General features: G+C 40.4%; 18 protein-coding genes. 12 read left to right on the top strand and 6 right to left on the bottom strand.

The features are described from left to right. Positions 1–9 precede the first annotated feature (9 nt). On the bottom strand, positions 10–357 hold the full coding sequence (locus CDW55_RS08965) for a hypothetical protein (protein WP_088469569.1): 348 nt from the start codon (positions 355–357) through the stop codon (positions 10–12). A 307-nt stretch (positions 358–664) separates the two neighbouring features. Here CDW55_RS08965 and hisG point away from each other — a divergent pair, with 307 nt between their 5' ends. Genes hisG through hisIE form a run of 8 tightly spaced genes read left to right on the top strand, consistent with a single transcriptional unit; the run spans position 665 to position 7,563 of the window. After that, positions 665–1,522, top strand: coding sequence for an ATP phosphoribosyltransferase (hisG, locus tag CDW55_RS08960; RefSeq protein ID WP_088469395.1), 858 nt, complete (start codon positions 665–667; stop codon positions 1,520–1,522). A gap of 19 nt (positions 1,523–1,541) precedes the next feature. After that, a complete protein-coding gene (gene hisD, locus CDW55_RS08955) occupies positions 1,542–2,834 on the top strand; it encodes a histidinol dehydrogenase (protein ID WP_088469394.1) in 1,293 nt (430 codons plus the stop codon). Then, on the top strand, positions 2,824–3,861 hold the full coding sequence (hisC, locus tag CDW55_RS08950) for a histidinol-phosphate transaminase (protein WP_088469393.1): 1,038 nt from the start codon (positions 2,824–2,826) through the stop codon (positions 3,859–3,861). The genes hisD and hisC overlap by 11 nt, the downstream gene beginning before the upstream one ends. After that, positions 3,854–4,945 carry a bifunctional histidinol-phosphatase/imidazoleglycerol-phosphate dehydratase HisB gene (hisB, locus tag CDW55_RS08945; RefSeq protein ID WP_088469392.1) on the top strand — a complete coding sequence of 364 codons (1,092 nt, stop codon included), beginning with the start codon at positions 3,854–3,856 and terminating at the stop codon, positions 4,943–4,945. Before hisC ends, hisB begins: the two co-directional genes overlap by 8 nt. After that, positions 4,942–5,520 carry an imidazole glycerol phosphate synthase subunit HisH gene (hisH, locus tag CDW55_RS08940; RefSeq protein WP_088469391.1) on the top strand — a complete coding sequence of 193 codons (579 nt, stop codon included), beginning with the start codon at positions 4,942–4,944 and terminating at the stop codon, positions 5,518–5,520. Before hisB ends, hisH begins: the two co-directional genes overlap by 4 nt. After that, positions 5,517–6,230 carry a 1-(5-phosphoribosyl)-5-[(5-phosphoribosylamino)methylideneamino]imidazole-4-carboxamide isomerase gene (hisA, locus tag CDW55_RS08935; RefSeq protein ID WP_088469390.1) on the top strand — a complete coding sequence of 238 codons (714 nt, stop codon included), beginning with the start codon at positions 5,517–5,519 and terminating at the stop codon, positions 6,228–6,230. The genes hisH and hisA overlap by 4 nt, the downstream gene beginning before the upstream one ends. Continuing rightward, positions 6,224–6,979 carry an imidazole glycerol phosphate synthase subunit HisF gene (gene hisF / locus CDW55_RS08930; RefSeq protein ID WP_088469389.1) on the top strand — a complete coding sequence of 252 codons (756 nt, stop codon included), beginning with the start codon at positions 6,224–6,226 and terminating at the stop codon, positions 6,977–6,979. The genes hisA and hisF overlap by 7 nt, the downstream gene beginning before the upstream one ends. Then, entirely contained in the window at positions 6,976–7,563 is a 588-nt protein-coding gene (gene hisIE, locus CDW55_RS08925) for a bifunctional phosphoribosyl-AMP cyclohydrolase/phosphoribosyl-ATP diphosphatase HisIE (protein WP_088469388.1), read from the top strand. Before hisF ends, hisIE begins: the two co-directional genes overlap by 4 nt. A gap of 67 nt (positions 7,564–7,630) precedes the next feature. Here the strand turns inward: hisIE and CDW55_RS08920 are convergent, their stop codons facing one another. From CDW55_RS08920 to CDW55_RS08910, 3 genes are all read right to left on the bottom strand, one after another. After that, positions 7,631–8,176 carry a DUF892 family protein gene (locus tag CDW55_RS08920; RefSeq protein WP_088469387.1) on the bottom strand — a complete coding sequence of 182 codons (546 nt, stop codon included), beginning with the start codon at positions 8,174–8,176 and terminating at the stop codon, positions 7,631–7,633. A gap of 164 nt (positions 8,177–8,340) precedes the next feature. Continuing rightward, positions 8,341–9,876, bottom strand: a complete 1,536-nt coding sequence (locus CDW55_RS08915) for a SulP family inorganic anion transporter (protein WP_088469386.1) — start codon at positions 9,874–9,876, stop codon at positions 8,341–8,343. 153 nt (positions 9,877–10,029) lie between these two features. Next, positions 10,030–11,808, bottom strand: a complete 1,779-nt coding sequence (locus CDW55_RS08910; protein WP_088469385.1) for an AMP-dependent synthetase/ligase — start codon at positions 11,806–11,808, stop codon at positions 10,030–10,032. Between the two features lie 249 nt (positions 11,809–12,057). Here CDW55_RS08910 and CDW55_RS08905 point away from each other — a divergent pair, with 249 nt between their 5' ends. Together CDW55_RS08905 and CDW55_RS08900 are read left to right on the top strand one after the other, a co-directional pair. Next, a complete protein-coding gene (locus tag CDW55_RS08905; protein WP_088469384.1) occupies positions 12,058–13,197 on the top strand; it encodes an acyl-CoA dehydrogenase in 1,140 nt (379 codons plus the stop codon). Positions 13,198–13,220: 23 nt separating this feature from the next. Further along, positions 13,221–13,586, top strand: coding sequence for a hypothetical protein (locus CDW55_RS08900; RefSeq protein WP_088469383.1), 366 nt, complete (start codon positions 13,221–13,223; stop codon positions 13,584–13,586). 142 nt (positions 13,587–13,728) lie between these two features. On the opposite strand, the gene CDW55_RS08895 is transcribed toward CDW55_RS08900, so the two are convergent. After that, positions 13,729–14,880: a DUF4349 domain-containing protein gene (locus CDW55_RS08895; RefSeq protein WP_088469382.1), complete on the bottom strand. Its 1,152-nt coding sequence runs from the start codon at positions 14,878–14,880 to the stop codon at positions 13,729–13,731. 159 nt (positions 14,881–15,039) lie between these two features. Next, positions 15,040–16,638, bottom strand: coding sequence for a peptide chain release factor 3 (locus CDW55_RS08890; RefSeq protein WP_088469381.1), 1,599 nt, complete (start codon positions 16,636–16,638; stop codon positions 15,040–15,042). 116 nt (positions 16,639–16,754) lie between these two features. On the opposite strand from CDW55_RS08890, the gene CDW55_RS08885 reads away from it, so the two are divergent. Further along, a complete protein-coding gene (locus CDW55_RS08885) occupies positions 16,755–17,588 on the top strand; it encodes a CPBP family intramembrane glutamic endopeptidase (protein ID WP_088469380.1) in 834 nt (277 codons plus the stop codon). A gap of 19 nt (positions 17,589–17,607) precedes the next feature. Continuing rightward, complete coding sequence (rdgB, locus tag CDW55_RS08880) at positions 17,608–18,183, top strand: RdgB/HAM1 family non-canonical purine NTP pyrophosphatase (RefSeq protein WP_088469379.1); 576 nt, start codon at positions 17,608–17,610, stop codon at positions 18,181–18,183. Positions 18,184–18,225 lie beyond the last annotated feature (42 nt).

Below are 18,225 nucleotides of genomic sequence, written 5' to 3'. Positions count from 1 at the left end.
AAATATAACTTATTCCTTCCGCACCAGCAAAATCCAGTCTTCCTCCAGTAATTTATAACCAATATCATAAACGAAACGATATTCTGCACCATTTCTATAGACTTTAAGGCTGGTGAAATATTCAAAATCGAAGCCTTCTGCAGCGAGTTTGTTGCGGGTTGTTTTCGCCTTACCTTCAATAAATTTCTGTTCACTCAGGATGCGGTGGTTTTTGCGCAGTTTGTTGTTGATGTTGCGCATCAGGTTTGTAGAATCTTTATTGTGTTTGTTGTTGAAGGCATTTCTGCAGCCATCGTTGCAGAATTTCTTGTCGCTTCTTCCGATAATTTTATCGCCACATTCCAGACAGTTTTCCATACTTAAAGTTTTGATAATCAAATATAAAGAATTATCCGTTTGTAACCGGATATATTTTAAATTCAAATATTTTTTATTTTTTTACAGTGTAAATAAAAAATAGTTCCTACATTTGTCCTCACAAAACAAACAGAATGTTCAAGCAGTTACATCATCATCATTTTCATACTTGCACTCTCGCGAGCTGATTATGATATGTTGTAGATCACCAATATTTAATCCCGCCTGAGTAAATCAGTCGGGATTTTCTTTTTTCAAGTTCTTTTTTTTCCCTTCGATTTACTCATGCATTTTTAAAACAAATTATATGAGTAAACTCAAAATTGCCATCCAGAAAAGTGGCCGGCTCAGTGAAAAATCGATTGCGCTTTTAGAAGAATGCGGTCTTAAATTTCCCAACGGAGGCGGAAAACTCATCACCGAATCCAGTAATTTTCCTGTGGAAATTCTGTTTCTACGCGATGATGATATTCCGCAGTACGTGGAGCAGAATGTCGCCCACATCGGCATCATTGGTGAAAATGTGTTTCTCGAAAGCGAAAAAAAAATCACCATCGTTGAAAAACTGAATTTTTCGGCCTGCCGTTTAAGTTTAGCGGTTCCAAAGGAAACTGATTATGAAGGGCTGACATTCTTTAATAATAAAAAAGTAGCCACTTCTTATCCGAATATTCTGGGAAATTATTTCCGAGAAAATGGCATTAGCGCAACGGTAGAAGTAATTTCCGGAAGTGTAGAAATCGCACCGGGAATTGGTTTGGCCGACGGAATCTGCGATATTGTAAGCAGTGGATCTACTTTGCTTTCCAATGGATTGAAAGAAGTGGAAACCGTTCTTAAAAGCCAGGCGGTTTTGGTATCGAATCAAAATCTGGATGAAGAAATACAGTCTGTTTTAAATAAATTACTTTTCCGGATCCGTTCCGTTCAAAAGGCCAGAGAAAACAAATATATTCTTCTCAATACGCCGAATAATCAGCTCGAAAAAATTATCGGGATTCTTCCGGGAATGAACAGTCCCACGATACTTCCATTGGCAAAAGAAGGGTGGAGCAGCCTGCATTCCGTCATCAGTGAAGAGAAGTTCTGGGATATTATCGACGAACTCAAAGAAGCTGGTGCCGAAGGAATTCTGGTAGTCCCAATTGAAAAAATGATTCTTTAAAACACGTAAATTTAATCCAATGAAAACCATTATTAATCCACCATATACCGATTGGGCTGAATACTGTGAACGGCCTTCTTTTCCTGCCGAAGACCTGGAGGAAAAAGTTGCTGCTGTTTTAGAGGAAGTACGTCTGGAAGGCGATAAGGCATTGAAAAAACTGACTTTGGCTTTCGATAAAGTAGAGGTAGAAAATATAAAAGTTTCCGCGATGGAGATTGAAAAAGCAGGGTCCGAAGTTTCTGACGATCTGAAAGAAGCTATTGCGGTAGCGGCCGGCAATATCCGTATTTTTCATTCCGCTCAGCAAGTGAAAGAACCCTCCGTGGAAACCATGACCGGAATAAAATGCTGGAGAAAAAGTGTTGCCATTGAAAAGGTCGGTCTGTACATTCCCGGCGGTTCTGCACCTTTGTTTTCAACGGTTTTAATGTTAGGAATTCCCGCCATGATTGCCGGATGCGGGAAAATTGTATTGTGTACTCCTCCCGACAAAAACGGCAACATTAATCCTGCAGTTTTGTATACCGCTTCTTTTCTTGGCATTAACGAAATTTATAAAGTTGGCGGTGCGCAGGCGGTTGCAGCTTTGGCTTTCGGTACAAAAACAGTTCCTAAAGTTGACAAAATTTTCGGGCCCGGAAATCAGTATGTTACCAAAGCCAAAGAATTGGTTCAGAAAAACGGCATCGCGATTGATCTTCCCGCCGGACCCAGTGAAGTTCTGGTAATTGCAGATTCCACTGCTGATGCTGATTTCGTAGCTTCAGATTTGCTTTCTCAGGCAGAACACGGACCAGACAGTCAGGTTGTTTTGGTTTCAGATTCTGTGGAACTGGTAGAGAAAGTGAAAATTGCTTTGAATGAGCAGCTGAGCGTTTTACCCAGAGCATCTGTTGCTGAAAAAGCACTCGAAAACAGTTTTTCTGTGGTGTTAAATTCCATCACCGAATGTATAGATTTCAGTAATCTATATGCGCCGGAACATTTAATCCTTGCCATTGAAAAGGCTGAAGAATTTGCTGACCAAATTCAGAATGCCGGTTCGGTTTTTCTCGGAAATTATTCCTGCGAAAGTGCAGGCGATTATGCAAGCGGAACCAATCACACCCTTCCTACAAACGGCTATGCTAGAAATTACAGCGGCGTTTCTTTAGACAGTTTCGTGAAAAAAATTACTTTCCAGAATATCAGTAAATCTGGGTTGCAGAAGATTGGCAGATCAATTGAGGTGATGGCAGAAGCAGAACAGCTTTTGGCACACAAAAACGCGGTTTCCATAAGACTAAAAAAAATACAGGATGAAAAATAAAATTCAGGCGCTCGTCAGAAAAAACATTCAGGCTTTGGCTCCGTACTCCAGCGCGAGAGATGAATATTCGGGAAAAGAAGGCATTTTTATGGATGCCAACGAAAACCCGTTCGGGATCTACAACCGTTATCCCGATCCTTATCAGCCGGCTTTAAAAGAAAAATTGGCGGAACTCAAAAACATTTCGACTAAGCAGATTTTTATCGGGAACGGAAGTGATGAGGCAATCGATCTGGCATTCAGGATTTTTTGTGAACCCGGCAAAGATAAAGCGCTGACTTTTGTTCCGACGTATGGAATGTATGAAGTTTCGGCAAATATCAACAATGTGGAACTTATTAAACTTCCTTTGGATGAGGATTTTCAGATGGACAGAAATCTTTTACAGCCTTATTTTTCGGATCCAAACCTAAAACTGATTTTTATCTGTTCGCCGAATAATCCTACCGGAAATTTATTGCGAACCGATGATATTGAGTTTATCCTTAAAAACTTTAACGGAATTGTACTCATCGATGAAGCGTATATTGATTTCTGCGATCAGCCTTCTTTCATTCAGAAAATCAACGAATATCCCAATTTAATCGTGATTCAAACCTTAAGCAAAGCGTGGGGATTAGCCGGAATCCGTCTCGGAATCGGTTACATGAATGAAGAAATTCTTTCCTATTTCAACCGCGTTAAAGCACCTTACAACATCAGCACAGTCAATCAGCATACAGCCCTGGAAATTTTAGGTAAAGAATCGGAATTTAATCAGAAAGTAAAGAATATTTTAATTGAAAAAAAACAGCTCATTCAAAATCTTTCCGGTTTAAAAATCATCAGAAAAATTTATCCTTCCGATGCCAATTTTCTTCTGGTAGAAGTAGAAAATGCTGATGAACTCTATGAAAAGCTTATTGAAAGAAAAATTATCATCAGAAACCGCAATTCTGTCATCAAAAACTGTATGCGTATTTCTGTAGGAACGGCGGAGGAAAATCAAGAATTATTAAATGCATTAAAAGAATTCAGCAATGACTAAGAAAGTTTTATTTATAGACCGCGACGGAACCATCATCCGTGAACCTGAAGATTTTCAGATCGACAGTTTCGAAAAACTCGAATTTCTTCCTAATGTCTTCAGCAGTCTTTCAAAAATTGCCAGAGAACTCAATTATGAATTGGTGATGGTAAGCAATCAGGACGGTTTGGGAACAGATTCTTTTCCGGAAGATACATTTTGGCCGGTGCACAATTTCATCATCAATACTTTAAAAAATGAGGGCGTAAATTTTGCAGAAATCTTTATTGATCGGTCTTTTGAGCACGAAAATAAACCCACCAGAAAACCCGGAACCGCAATGCTCAGCAAATATATTTACGGAAATTACGATCTTGAAAATTCCTTCGTCATTGGCGACCGGAAAACCGATATCAAACTTGCGGAAAATTTAGGCTCAAAATCCATATTCATCGGTGAAGAAGAAAATACGCTGGCAACTTTTGTCACCCAAGACTGGAACGAAATTTATCAGTACTTGAAATCGGTCCCAAGAATCGGAAAAGTGAAAAGGGAAACCCTGGAAACTTCCATCAATATTGAAGTGAATCTCGATGGCAGCGGCGTTTCAGAAATAAATACGGGTTTGCCTTTTTTCGATCATATGTTGCAGCAGATTTCCAGACACGGCAGCCTCGATCTGAAAGTTCAGGTAAAAGGCGACCTCGAAATTGATGAACATCACACGGTTGAAGACACTGCGATCGCTTTGGGCGACGCTTTTCTACAGGCGCTCGGAAACAAGAAAGCGATTTCGCGGTACGGCTTTTTATTGCCGATGGATGACTGCCTGGCTCAGGTTGCCGTGGATTTCGGTGGAAGACCCTGGCTGGTTTGGGAAGCGGAATTTAAAAGAGAGAAAATCGGAGATGTTCCCACCGAACTGTTTTTCCATTTCTTTAAATCGTTCAGCGATCAGGCAAGATGTAACCTCAATATTAAAGCTGAAGGCGACAATGAACACCACAAAATCGAGGCAACCTTCAAAGCTTTTGCAAAAGCAGTGAAAATGGCGGTGAGCAAAACCGAAAACTATAACATCCCTAGCACCAAAGGAATTTTATGATCGCAATATTGAAATACAATGCAGGAAATGCGCTTTCCGTGGAAAATGCGGTGAAGCGGCTCGGCTACGAAACAGTTATTACGGATGACCCGGAAGTACTGAAAAGTGCTGAAAAAGTAATTCTTCCGGGAGTTGGAGAAGCAGCTTCTGCCATGAATTATCTGAAAGAAAAGGGACTCGATAAAGTAATTAAATCCCTGAAACAGCCGGTTCTCGGAATATGTCTCGGGATGCAGCTGCTTTGTGAGTCTTCGGAAGAAGGTGAAACTGAAACTTTAGGAATTTTTAAAACAAAAGTAAAAAAGTTTCCCCCCGAAGATCTTGTGCCTCACACCGGCTGGAATAATTTCACTTCAGTAAAAGGAAAATTGTTCGAAGATGTTGACATCGAAGAAAACTGCTATTTTGTTCACAGTTATTACGCGGAAATCAGTGATGAAACCATGGCGGTAACGGATTATATCCTCTCTTTCAGCGCGGCTCTACAGAAAGATAACTTCTACGCTACCCAGTTTCACCCCGAAAAATCTGCGCCAACAGGAATACAGATTTTAAAAAACTTTTTAAACTTATGAGAATTATACCGGCCATCGACATCATCGGTGGAAAATGTGTGAGATTAACCAAAGGCGATTACTCCACCCAAAAAATATACAGTGAAAACCCGTTGCATATGGCTAAAATATTTGAAGATGCAGGCATCCAATATCTACATGTTGTGGACCTTGATGGTGCAAAAGCCAAACAGATTGTCAATTATAAAATATTGGAAGTTTTGGCTTCCCAAACGAATTTGAATGTGGATTTCGGCGGTGGTATTAAATCCGAAAACGATATTAAAACTGCTTTTGAATGTGGTGCAAAGCAGATTACTGTGGGAAGTATTGCCGCCCAAAATCAGGATTTGATGTTGGAATGGCTCATGAAATACGGGGCTGAGAAAATTATTCTGGGCGCCGACTGTAAAAACAGGAGGATTGCCACCAATGGCTGGCTCGAAAACAGTAATCTTGATGTGATTTCTTTTATTAAAGACTACGAGAACAAAGGTGCAAAATACAGTATCGTGACCGATATCGATAAAGACGGAATGCTTTCGGGACCGGCTTTTGAACTGTATGAAGAGATTTTGACAGACACCACCATCAGTCTCATTGCAAGTGGTGGAATCACCACGATAGAAGATGTTCAGAAGTTGAAAAATATTGGCTGCGAAGGCGCGATTATCGGCAAAGCAATTTATGAAGGCACCATTAACCTCAAAGGATTATCCGAATTATGCTGAAAAAAAGAATCATCCCGTGTTTAGACATTAAAAACGGAAGAACGGTAAAAGGAATCAATTTTCTGGACATCAGAGATGCGGGCGATCCTGTGGAACTGGCCAAAAGATATGCACATGAAGGTGCGGACGAACTCGTTTTTCTCGACATTACCGCAACGCTCGAAAACCGGAAAACACTCACGGAACTTGTAACCCGAATTGCTTCGGAAATCAATATTCCGTTTACGGTCGGCGGAGGCATTAATACTTTAGAAGATGCAAAAAAAATAATCGATTCCGGTGCGGATAAAATCAGTTTGAATTCTGCAGCAATCCTAAGACCAGAACTGATTACCGAGATCGCGCGTGAATTTGGAAACCAGTGCGTCGTTTTGGCGGTCGATACAAAATTTGTGAATGATGAGTGGAAGGTTTTCCGCAGTGGCGGGACAGTTTCTACAGAATTAAAAACCGTTGATTGGGCAAAAAAAGGCGCCGAACTTGGAGCTGGTGAAATCCTCCTAACTTCGATGAATAACGACGGCACAAAGAACGGTTTCGCCATAGACATCAGCAAAGCAGTCTCTGAAGCCGTTACCATTCCGGTGATTGCATCTGGAGGAGCGGGAACGATGGAACATTTTGCGGAGGTTTTCAACAGAACGAATGTCACGGCGGCTTTGGCTGCAAGTGTTTTTCATTTCGGACAAATCCCGATTCCTGAACTTAAAAAGTATTTACAAACTCAAAATATCCCTGTAAGAATATGAAACCCAATTTTAAAAAATCAAATGGCCTGATTCCCGTAATTATTCAGGATGAGGTGAGCCTGCAAGTGCTGATGCAGGGATATATGAACGAAGAAGCGTTCGAAAAAACGATGAAAGAGCAGAAAGTAACTTTCTTCAGCCGAAGCAAAAACCGCCTCTGGACAAAAGGCGAAACTTCCGGAAACTTTCTTTGGGTGAAAGACATCAGGCTCGATTGTGATGACGACACTTTACTCATTCTCGCGCAAGCGGACGGGCCGACCTGTCATAAAGGAACGGTTTCCTGTTTCCGTACAGAAACTGCAAAAGGATTTTTGTATCAGCTGGAGCAAACCATTCATCAAAGAATTGATCAGGATGTGGAAAATTCCTACACCAATCAACTGTACAAAAGAGGAATTAATAAAATCGCCCAGAAAGTAGGCGAGGAGGCCGTGGAACTTGTGATAGAAGCAAAAGACGACAATGCAGAACTTTTTAAAAACGAAGCAGCGGATTTATTGTATCATTATTTAATTCTGTTGAAAGCGAAAGGGTTTTCTTTAGCAGAAATTGAGTCGATTTTAAAAGAACGGGAGAAATAACACCTGCTTTTTTCAATAATTTTTGGAAAAACGGATGCGGATTTGCGGTGAGTTAAACTAATGTTTTTTACGGCCGGTAAGGCTTCAGGAATTCGTAGGTAATATCATTCAAATATCGTTCAATAAATTCCTCTTCTTCCTGAACATCTATTGCAAGAAGCGTGGCAGCAGCATGATCATTCAGATTTATTGCCAGGTGGGCAGCAGATCCATAGGCGGCTATTTTGTAATGTGCGAGTTTACGGGAAGTAAGGATGAGGGCAATTTCCCAGTTTACAATGTCATCTGAAAATATGGTAAAATGTTGCTTTGCCTCATTCAGCAAAGCAATAATGGCTGCACACTCTTTCGATTTAAGAGATTCATTCTGCATTTGAAAAATTTTTTCCAGCCGCTCTTTGTGCTTTAGATGGATTATCAAATGATTCTTTAAGATAAATTTAAGCTTTTCTGATTTGATTTTATGGCTGATTTTTCCGAATTCAGTAAAAATAATATTTTCGGAGAAATACAGTTCTTTTAGGCTTTCAGAAAAAAATCTGCGTAATGTTTTTCTGGAGTTTAACGGTGAACGGTTAAAATTATAGCCGTCGTTTTGAAGTGGATTTTCCATGATTCCAGGATTTTATCAGAATAGAAACGTAAAGTAGCCATTAACGACACAAAATGTTTTTTATGGATAGCATGGCATCCAATTTTGTGCCGATAAATGGCAGACAGTAAAATAATTATGCCGTTTTCCTTTCCAGCTATTTTTCCTGCTTCTATTGACAGCAATTAAGTTTTTTCAGTCACAAGGTACATGGGATCTTCGAGAATATTCACCTCAATAATGGCTTCGGCATTCTTCAGAAGCGTGCGGCAATCCGGACTTAAATGTTGAAGACGGACTGTTTTTCCGGCTTTGTGATAACGGTGGGTGATCGCATTTAATGCTTCAATAGCCGACATATCCACGACACGGCTTTCAGCGAAGTCGATGATGATTTCCTGCGGATCGTTTGCTACATCAAACTTTTCCGCGAAACCGGTAACTGAACCGAAAAACAGAGGGCCGTAAATTTCATAATGCTTCACACCGTTTTCATCGGTATGTTTTCGGGCACGGATCCTTTTGGCATTATCCCAGGCAAAAACCAGTGCAGAAATAATTACTCCGATTAAAACTGCCAATGCCAGATTATGAAGGAATATTGTAATTAAAGTCACCACAATCATCACAAAAATATCGGATTTTGGCATGCGTCTGAAAATCCTCAGACTTGCCCATTCGAACGTACCGATAGCGACCATGATCATGACTCCAGTTAGCGCAGCCATTGGTAGTTTCCCGATTACAGGTGCGCCTACTAAAATAATAAGTAAAATGGTTAAAGCTGCTACAATCCCAGAAAGTCTGGCGCGGGAACCCGCAGAAAGATTTACAAGCGTTTGGGCAATCATAGTGCAGCCGCCCATTCCGTAGAAAAAACCGTTCAGGATATTGGCGCCGCCCTGTGCGATACATTCGCGGTTGCTGTTGCCTTTGGTTCCGGTAATTTCGTCTACCAGATTAAGGGTTAAAAGCCCTTCCGTTAAACCTACTGCGGCCATAATCAATGCGTATGGAAAAATAACTTTTAAAGTTTCCAGATCGAACGGAATATTGGGAATATGAAAAGGCGGTAAACTTCCGCTTACAGAAGCAATGTCTTCCACTTTTTTAGTCTCGATTCCAAAGATCATCACGATGGCGAAAACGATCATAATTGCTGCCAGGGAAGCAGGAATTTTCTTTGTGAATTTTGGCAAAAGAATGACGATGCCGATCGTAAGCGCTACCAGCCCTGCCATGATAAGAAAAGGCGTGCCGCTGAGCCATTCGGTCTGACCGTTGGTGGTTATTTTGAACTGTTCGAGTTGAGACATGAAAATGACAATCGCCAGCCCATTTACAAAACCAAACATCACGGGTTGCGGAACCAGCCGTATAAATTTACCCAGTTTTAAAAGTCCTACAAAAATCTGAATAATACCCGCCAGGGCAATTGCTCCGAAGACATATTCCAAACCGTGAGACTTCATCAGTGCGATCAATACAATTACGGTAGCACCTGCACCGCCGGAAATCAGTCCAGGCCTTCCGCCGAAGATTGCCGTAACAAGTCCCATAATAAATGCGCCGTAAAGCCCAACCAGTGGCGGGAATCCGGCGAGAATCGCGAAAGAAAGCGACTCGGGAATCATGGTCATTGCCACGGTAAGTCCGGCCAGGATTTCGGTGCGGTAGTTTATTTTCTGGGAAAAATTGAACAAGTTCAGAGCAGCTTTCATCGGTAAATTAATGCTGCAAAAATAGTTGTTTGAGAAAGAAACGACAACTCTCGCAGTTTTCCGCTTTGATATACTTTTATAATAGTTGCAATCTTGGTAGGAGAGCTCACGGAAAATAAAAAAGCACGGCCATACAAACCGTGCTTTTAAAGTTTAGGCCTCGTGGCCGTACATTTTATTGTAGAGTTTTATATAACGTTCTTTCACCGCTTTACGCTTCAGTTTAAGCGTTGGTGTGAGGACGCCGGAATCGATGGTCCAAACTTCCGGGGTGAGCTCGAAACGTTTAATTTGTTCCCAGCTGCCTAATTTAGTGTTGAGATAGTCGATTTCCTTACCAATTCTTTCTTTAAGTTCAGGACTGTTGGCCATTTCTTCCGGAGTTGTTCCCACGTTGATCTGCTTACGTTCTGCCCAGTGCTGCACGAAATTGAAATCGGGCTGAATCAATGCGCAAGGCATCTTCTCGCCATCACCCACCACCATGATCTGCTCGATGAATTTCGAAGCCTTTGCCTGATTCTCGATGACCTGAGGCGCAACATATTTTCCGCCTGAAGTTTTGAACATTTCTTTTTTACGGTCGGTGATATGCAGATAACCTTCATCATCGATATGTCCGATGTCGCCGGTTTTAAAATAGCCGTCCTCTGTGAAAACTTCTTTGGTCATTTCTTCATTCTTGAAATATCCTTTAAATACAGAAGGTCCTTTTACGGTAATTTCGCCGTCTTCCTGAATTTTTACATCAAGATTTTCAAGCACATGACCTACGGTTCCGATTTTAATTTTGCCGAAACTGTTTACTGAAATTACCGGGGAGGTTTCAGTTAAACCATATCCTTCTAAAATTGGGATTCCCGCGTTCTGGAACATTTTGTTAAGTCGTGGCTGCAGTGCTGCCGAACCGGAGACTAATGTGATGATGTTTCCACCCAAACCTTCTCTCCATTTAGAGAATACCAGTTTATCCGCAATCATCTCCATTAATCCGGATGGTTTACCAATATTCTGCTTGGCCTTGTTTACTCCAAGAGCCCAAAGGAAGATTTTAGATTTCAGGCCGCCGGCGCTGGTTCCTTTATCGTAAATCTTGTCGTAAACTTTCTCGATCAGTCTTGGTACTACAGACATGATGTGCGGTTTCACCTCTTTAATGTTGTCGCCCATTTTATCAATGCTTTCAGCAAAATACACAGAATAGCCATTATACTGATAAAGATAGAAGAGCATTCTCTCGAAAATATGACAGATCGGGAGGAAACTTAAAATTCTGATCTCGGTATTCTGAAGACCTTTAACCCGTGGAATTCTGGGGTCTGAAGCCAGTACATTCGCCACAATATTGTGGTGGGTAAGCATTACGCCTTTTGGTTTTCCGGTAGTTCCGGACGTATAGATAATCGTTGCCAGATCTTCAGTATTGATGCTGTTGCTGAGATCAGCCACCTCGCTTTGTGTTGCTTCATCGCTGCCCAAATCCAAAATTTCATTCCAGTTGGCTGCACCATCTACCTGATCAAATGTAAAAACACCTTTCAATGAAGACACATTGGGTTTAATTTTATTCACTTTATCCAGCAGTTCGCGGTCTGACACAAAACAGTACTGTACATCTGCATTATTAAAAATAAATTCGTAATCTTCGGGCGAAATCGTAGGATAAACCGGCACCGAGACTGCCCCGATCTGAGAAATTCCGAAATCCATTACTGCCCATTCTGTACGGGTTGCTGTCGTAATGAGGGCGATTTTGTCACTTGGTTTAATTCCCAGTTTCAGTAATCCGCGGGATATTTTATTTCCCTGGTCAACAAATTCTTTTGTTGAAATTTTTTGCCATTCCCCATGGTATTTTGTGATAAACATATCGTCCTGAGGATAGTTTTCCAAAGCATGGCGCGCAAAATCGAAAATCCTTTTTATTGTCATATTTTTTTTGTTTAATGAGTATTTCTGGTAATGTTACAGATAAATAATATTGATTATCGTAAAAATATCATTTTTATTTCAAACAGACAATATTCTGTTAATTGTTACAAGTTTTCTACAAAATAAACATTATTCCCGGCATAGAGAATTGTAATCTCATTTATTCATGAATAATTTAAACCACGGGATTTTAGTTTTTTTAATTTTTAGAAAAATTGTAGATTTACAGGCAAACAATTTATATACTTTATGGACTTTAATTTATCTGAAGAACAGTTAATGATTCAGCAGGCTGCAAGAGATTTTGCCAACACAGAACTTTTGCCCGGCGTAATAGAAAGAGATAATGAACAGAAGTTTCCTCACGAACAGGTGAAGAAAATGGGAGAACTGGGCTTTCTGGGTATGATGGTGGATCCCAAATACGGCGGTGCCGGGATGGACAGTGTGTCTTACGTTTTAGCCATGGAAGAAATTGCTAAAGTTGATGCTTCTGCAGCCGTAGTAATGTCGGTAAACAATTCGCTGGTATGCGCCGGACTGGAGAAATACTGTAACGAGGAGCAGAAAATGAAATACCTGAAACCGCTGGCAAGTGGTGAAGTGATAGGTGCTTTCGCTCTTTCTGAGCCTGAAGCAGGTTCTGATGCGACATCACAAAAAACCACAGCTGTAGATATGGGCGACCATTATTTGCTGAATGGGACTAAAAACTGGATTACCAACGGTGGAAACGCAACATACTATATTGTAATCGCACAGACAGATCCTGAGAAAAAACATAAAGGTATCAACGCGTTTATCGTAGAAAGAGGTTGGGCAGGTTTCGAAATCGGGCCGAAAGAAGACAAACTGGGAATCCGCGGAAGTGATACGCATTCTTTGCTCTTTACCGACGTTAAAGTTCCGAAAGAAAACAGAATCGGTGAAGACGGATTCGGGTTCAATTTCGCAATGGCGGTATTGAATGGCGGTAGAATCGGGATTGCATCCCAGGCTTTAGGAATTGCTTCCGGAGCTTATGAACTGGCCCTTAAATATGCAAAAACCAGAAAAGCTTTCAGAACCGAAATCATCAATCACCAGGCGATTGCATTCAAATTAGCTGATATGGCAACGCAGATTACGGCTGCAAGAATGCTGTGCTACAAAGCTGCTGTTGAAAAAGATGAAGGTAAAGACATTTCCGAAATCGGTGCAATGGCAAAACTTTATGCATCACAAGTTGCAATGGATACTACAGTTGAAGCAGTACAAATCCACGGTGGTTACGGTTATGTGAAAGAATATCATGTAGAAAGAATGATGCGTGATGCGAAGATTACCCAGATTTATGAAGGAACTTCAGAAATCCAGAAGATTGTAATTTCCCGCAGCATTGCCAAATAATTTTTAATCACTAAAATCCAGTCATGAAATATCTGTGGATTACTCTTATTGCGGTGGTTTTACTGCTGAGTGGCGTCGTTTATTACCGGTATTATTTTGTTTTCGGGGAAGGTGTAAAATCCGGAATTCTGAATTACGCGGTTAAAAAGGGGAATATCTTTAAAACCTACGAAGGCAAACTTATACAGCAGGGATTCGGAACCAATGCGCGTACCGGAAGTTTAATGAGTTATGAATTCGAATTTTCAATTGAAGATGAAGAAATATTCAGACAGCTCGAAATCAACAACGGTAAAACGTTTGATCTCCATTATAAAGAATACCACGGGGCGCTGCCATGGCGCGGAAACACTACCTATGTGGTAGATCGTATAGTGAATATGAAATAAAAGAAAGCCTTCCGGATTTGGAAGGCTTTTTTAATTGCTATCTTCAGATTATGGGATTGTTCTCGCAGATTCAGAAATTTTGGCAGATCAAATCTTAAATGAGATGAGCGTTATTAACTCAATCAGCGAGCGTATTTCAACTTTAATTCTTCGGAAGATATTTGGAATAATCTGTGTCCGGAGTTTCTGCAGGTTTATCTTCCTGAACAGGCTCGGTAGAAGTTTGGTTCTGGGTTGGATAAGCCGTTGCGTTCTGCTGATTCAGAATTTGCTGTCTTTCGAATTCTTCCTGCGCTTTTTTCTTTTTATTGCGGCTGATGAAATACCAAACCAATCCGCCAATTAAAAACAGTGGCCAAAAAGGAAGCAAAAAGAGCATCGCATCGCCCAAAACTTTAAAACCTTTCATAAAAGCCCCGCTGAAACTGTCGGGATTTTCTTCTTTTTCATCTTTTGTTAAAGCGGTATCTGCAATGTTTTCGTTCTGGAGCAGCGTGATTTCAATGTCGCACATTTGCGAAGCGATATAATCTTTGCCCTCAGAATCCGTGCTTTTCGATTTCACATCGCCGAGCTGTCCGGAAAGATTAGAAAGCAGCTGATCAAAATTCTGAAGCGGGACTTTAGCGGTAATATATTCTTTTTGGATGCCTTCGTTCTGACTGAAATTTTCAGTTACCAAATCTGCATTGTTTTCCCGGATTTTCTGTTTCAAAAGAGCTTTTGCAGTATTAAGATTATCGACCTGAATTTCAAGTCGGGCAGTTTTTACTATCGGATCTTTTTCTACCACAGGCGGCACAGTCACAGGATTATTCTGTTCCTCGGGAGTTGCACGTTTTTCATTTGCTGAATTTTCTGCGGTTGGATTCTGGTTTTTGGTTTGCTTCAGAATTTTATCAGCGGTTCTTGTGAGGACTTTTATCGTGCTTTCACCATTTTTTAAAGATTCATTGGCAGAGTCTAAAGTCTTTACAACTTCAGTTCCTACCACCACATTTTTCGTGATTTTTTCAATTTGTTTGTTGATCGAATCGATTCGCCAGCCGCCTGATTTTATGGTGCTGTCGATGGATTTTTTTTGTTTTTCAATTTCCGGAATGATTACTTTTTTGGTAATCCCATCAGAATCTGTAATGGTTTTTGAGATGGAATCCAAAGTCTTAATTCCATCGTTGGCTTTGGTAAAAAGACTGTCGGCCCGTTTGATATTATCCGTTGTTTGCTGAATCGTACTTTTGTCGCATGAGATTAAGGCAACAGTGGCAAGTATGATAAAAAATAAGTTCTTCATGAATCGATTTTATTGGTAAACGCCGGAAAAGAATCAAAATGTATTCCTCAAAACACCAGATTTTGATGAGTATTCCGGTAAATATCTGTAAATAAATGAATTGCAAATCAATTTACAAAATATTTACAAAAAAATCTCCGGACGAACCGGAGATTAAATTTACTGTTTATTTCGGAATTCACTGATGAAGTGCAGTTTCACATTCGGAAATTTTTCTTGCGTCATGTGAATGGTAAATGATGAATCTGCTAAAAATACCAATTGTCCGTACTTGTCTCTCGCCATAAATCGCTGCTTCAATCTCGCAAATTCTTTGAACTCTTCGGATTTTTCGTCAGCTTCAATCCAACAAGCTTTGTGGATCGAAAGTGGTTCGTAGGTACATTTCGCGCCATATTCGTGCTCCAGACGGTATTGGATTACTTCATATTGCAGTGCTCCCACTGTTCCGATAATTTTTCGGTTGTTCATTTCCAGGGTGAAAAGTTGCGCCACACCTTCGTCCATTAATTGATCAATTCCTTTTGCGAGTTGTTTTGCCTTTAATGGATCATCATTGTTGATATATCGGAAATGTTCCGGTGAAAAACTTGGGATTCCCTTGAAGTTTATTTTTTCTCCAGCAGTTAAAGTATCGCCAATTCTGAAATTTCCGGTATCGTGAAGTCCCACAATGTCGCCCGGGAAACTTTCGTCAACCACTTCTTTTTTATCAGCAAAGAAGGCGTTAGGCGAAGAAAATTTCATTTTTTTATTGTCTCTTACCAAAAGGTAATTTTCATTTCTTTTGAAGGTTCCGGAAACAATCTTCACAAAAGCCAGTCTGTCTCGGTGTTTCGGGTCCATATTCGCGTGGATTTTAAAGACAAATCCAGTGAAATCTTTTTCTTCAGGTTTTACCAAACGGGTTTCGCTTTCTTTAGGTTGCGGTTTCGGCGCGATATCGATGAAGGCGTCCAATAGTTCACGAACCCCGAAATTATTCAATGCAGAACCAAAGAAAACCGGCTGCAAATCGCCCTTAAGATAATCTTCGCGGCTAAATTCCGGATAAACCGATTGAACCAGTTCCAGCTCTTCCCGTAAAGTTGCTGCAGCTTTTGCACCGATGACTTCATCGATTTTGGTGTCGTTAATATCATCAAATTTAATTGCTTCGCCAACTTTCTGTTTTTTCTCCTCTAAAAATAACTGGATATTATTTTCCCAAATATTATAAATTCCCTGAAAGTCCGTCCCCATACCGATCGGCAAAGAAAGCGGACAAACGGTTAAGCCAAGTTTCTGTTCCACTTCATCCAAAAGATCGAAAGCGTCTTTACCTTCCCGGTCTAACTTATTAATGAAAACAAACATCGGGATATTTCTCATACGGCATACCTGAACAAGTTTTTCGGTCTGTTCCTCAACTCCTTTTGCCACGTCGATCACAACAATAACAGAATCTACAGCGGTTAACGTACGGTAAGTATCTTCCGCGAAATCTTTGTGACCGGGCGTATCGAGAATGTTGATTTTATGATTTCGGTATTCAAAAGCCAAAACCGAAGTCGCTACAGAAATCCCTCTTTGTCTCTCGATTTCCATAAAATCGGAAGTGGCTCCTTTTTTAATTTTGTTCGATTTTACCGCACCGGCTTCCTGAATTGCACCACCGAAAAGCAGGAGCTTTTCTGTAAGCGTAGTTTTTCCGGCATCGGGATGCGAGATAATTCCGAAGGTTTTTCTTCTTTCTATTTCTTTAATGAGTTCAGACATAATGATATTTGAGTTTGCAAAAATCGTGTTTTTTTATGGAAAATGAAAACGGAGTTTTTGTCGTACCGAAATTCGCTTTTTTATGTTTTTGATTTATCTTTGTTGAAACAAAATTTATGGCAGAAAATTCTCCGGAAAAAAAATATATTTTCGACTGGAAGGGCGCTTTTGCGCTTATCGGCGGAATGATTGTCGCTACCAGCCTCGTTTCACTGCTCAATGTGATCTCCCTTTTCATTTTTAATGTCAATCTTCAGTACACGGATTTCTATCTAGTGATCGCAAATGCAGCGGGTTTTCTGGGTGCGATTTTCGCCTTTGATTATTTTATTGCAAGACCGCAGACCGGCAAAAATCTCAACTTTAATTTTTCTCCTACGAATGGCGGAACGTATCTTTTGATTTTTCCCATGATGCTGGGAATGATGTTTATTGCTGAATTTATTACCGGACAAATTCCTATTACCGGACCTTTTTTCGGGAAGTATTATGAATTTTTCTCGCGTCTGATGGAGCAAATGACAAATGATAAAGCTACGATGATTGTTCTGGCTGTTATTATGGCCCCAATTTTTGAGGAGATTGTATTCCGTGGAATTATTCAGAAAGGTTTAATAAACAAAGGGATGAATCCTGCAAACGCGATCATCATCTCATCAGTAGTTTTCGGGTTGGTTCACGGTAATCCGTGGCAGTTTGTGGGTGCGGTTTTGCTCGGATGCGTTTTAGGACTTGTTTATCATAAGACAAAATCAATGCTGCTACCTGTTTTGCTGCATGCCTTTAATAATCTGTGTTCCTCGATTTTAATTTTTTACGGCGATACCGAAAGTTTCGCTGAGGTATTCAATATTTCCGAATGGATTGTTCTTGGAATCGGAATTCTGCTTTTTACAGTGTTCTACTACCTTTTTACACGCAAATACCGCGTACATTACTCTGAAAAATAAATTACTATTACTCAATAATATGGCCAAAGAAATCCTCATCGCGACCCACAATCAGCACAAGAAAGAAGAAATTCAGCAGATTTTGGGCGATGATTTTAAAGTAACTTCCTTAACGGATTACGATATTCACGACGAAATTGTGGAAGACGGAACTTCCTTTCACGAAAACGCACTCATCAAAGCAAAATACTGTTTCGAAAGAACCGGAAAACCAAGTCTGGGCGATGATTCTGGTTTGGTAGTGGAAAGTCTGGGCGGCAGACCCGGTATTTATTCCGCACGGTATGCTGGCAACCACGATTTTGGTAAAAATATGGCCAAAGTTTTAGAGGAAATGCAAAACGAAGAAAACCGCAAAGCCTATTTTGTAACCGTAATGTGTCTTGTGGACCAAACCGGTGAATATTATTTTGAAGGCAGGGTTTACGGGAATTTAATTCACGAAATTCGCGGGGAAAAAGGCTTCGGTTATGATCCTATTTTTGTTCCGGAAAACCATGAAATTACTTTTGCAGAAATGAAAGCCGAGGATAAAAACAAGATCAGTCACCGCAAACAGGCGATCGAAAAGTTCCTGAATTTCCTCAATACCTAAAAACCAAAGCAGAAAAAAACCTGCTGATTTAAAATTTTAAGA

Origin of the sequence: Chryseobacterium sp. VAUSW3 (assembly GCF_002205795.1) — a bacterium.
GTDB classification, from domain to species: Bacteria; Bacteroidota; Bacteroidia; order Flavobacteriales; family Weeksellaceae; genus Kaistella; species Kaistella yananensis.
This window is presented reverse-complemented; position numbering and strand designations above follow the sequence as displayed.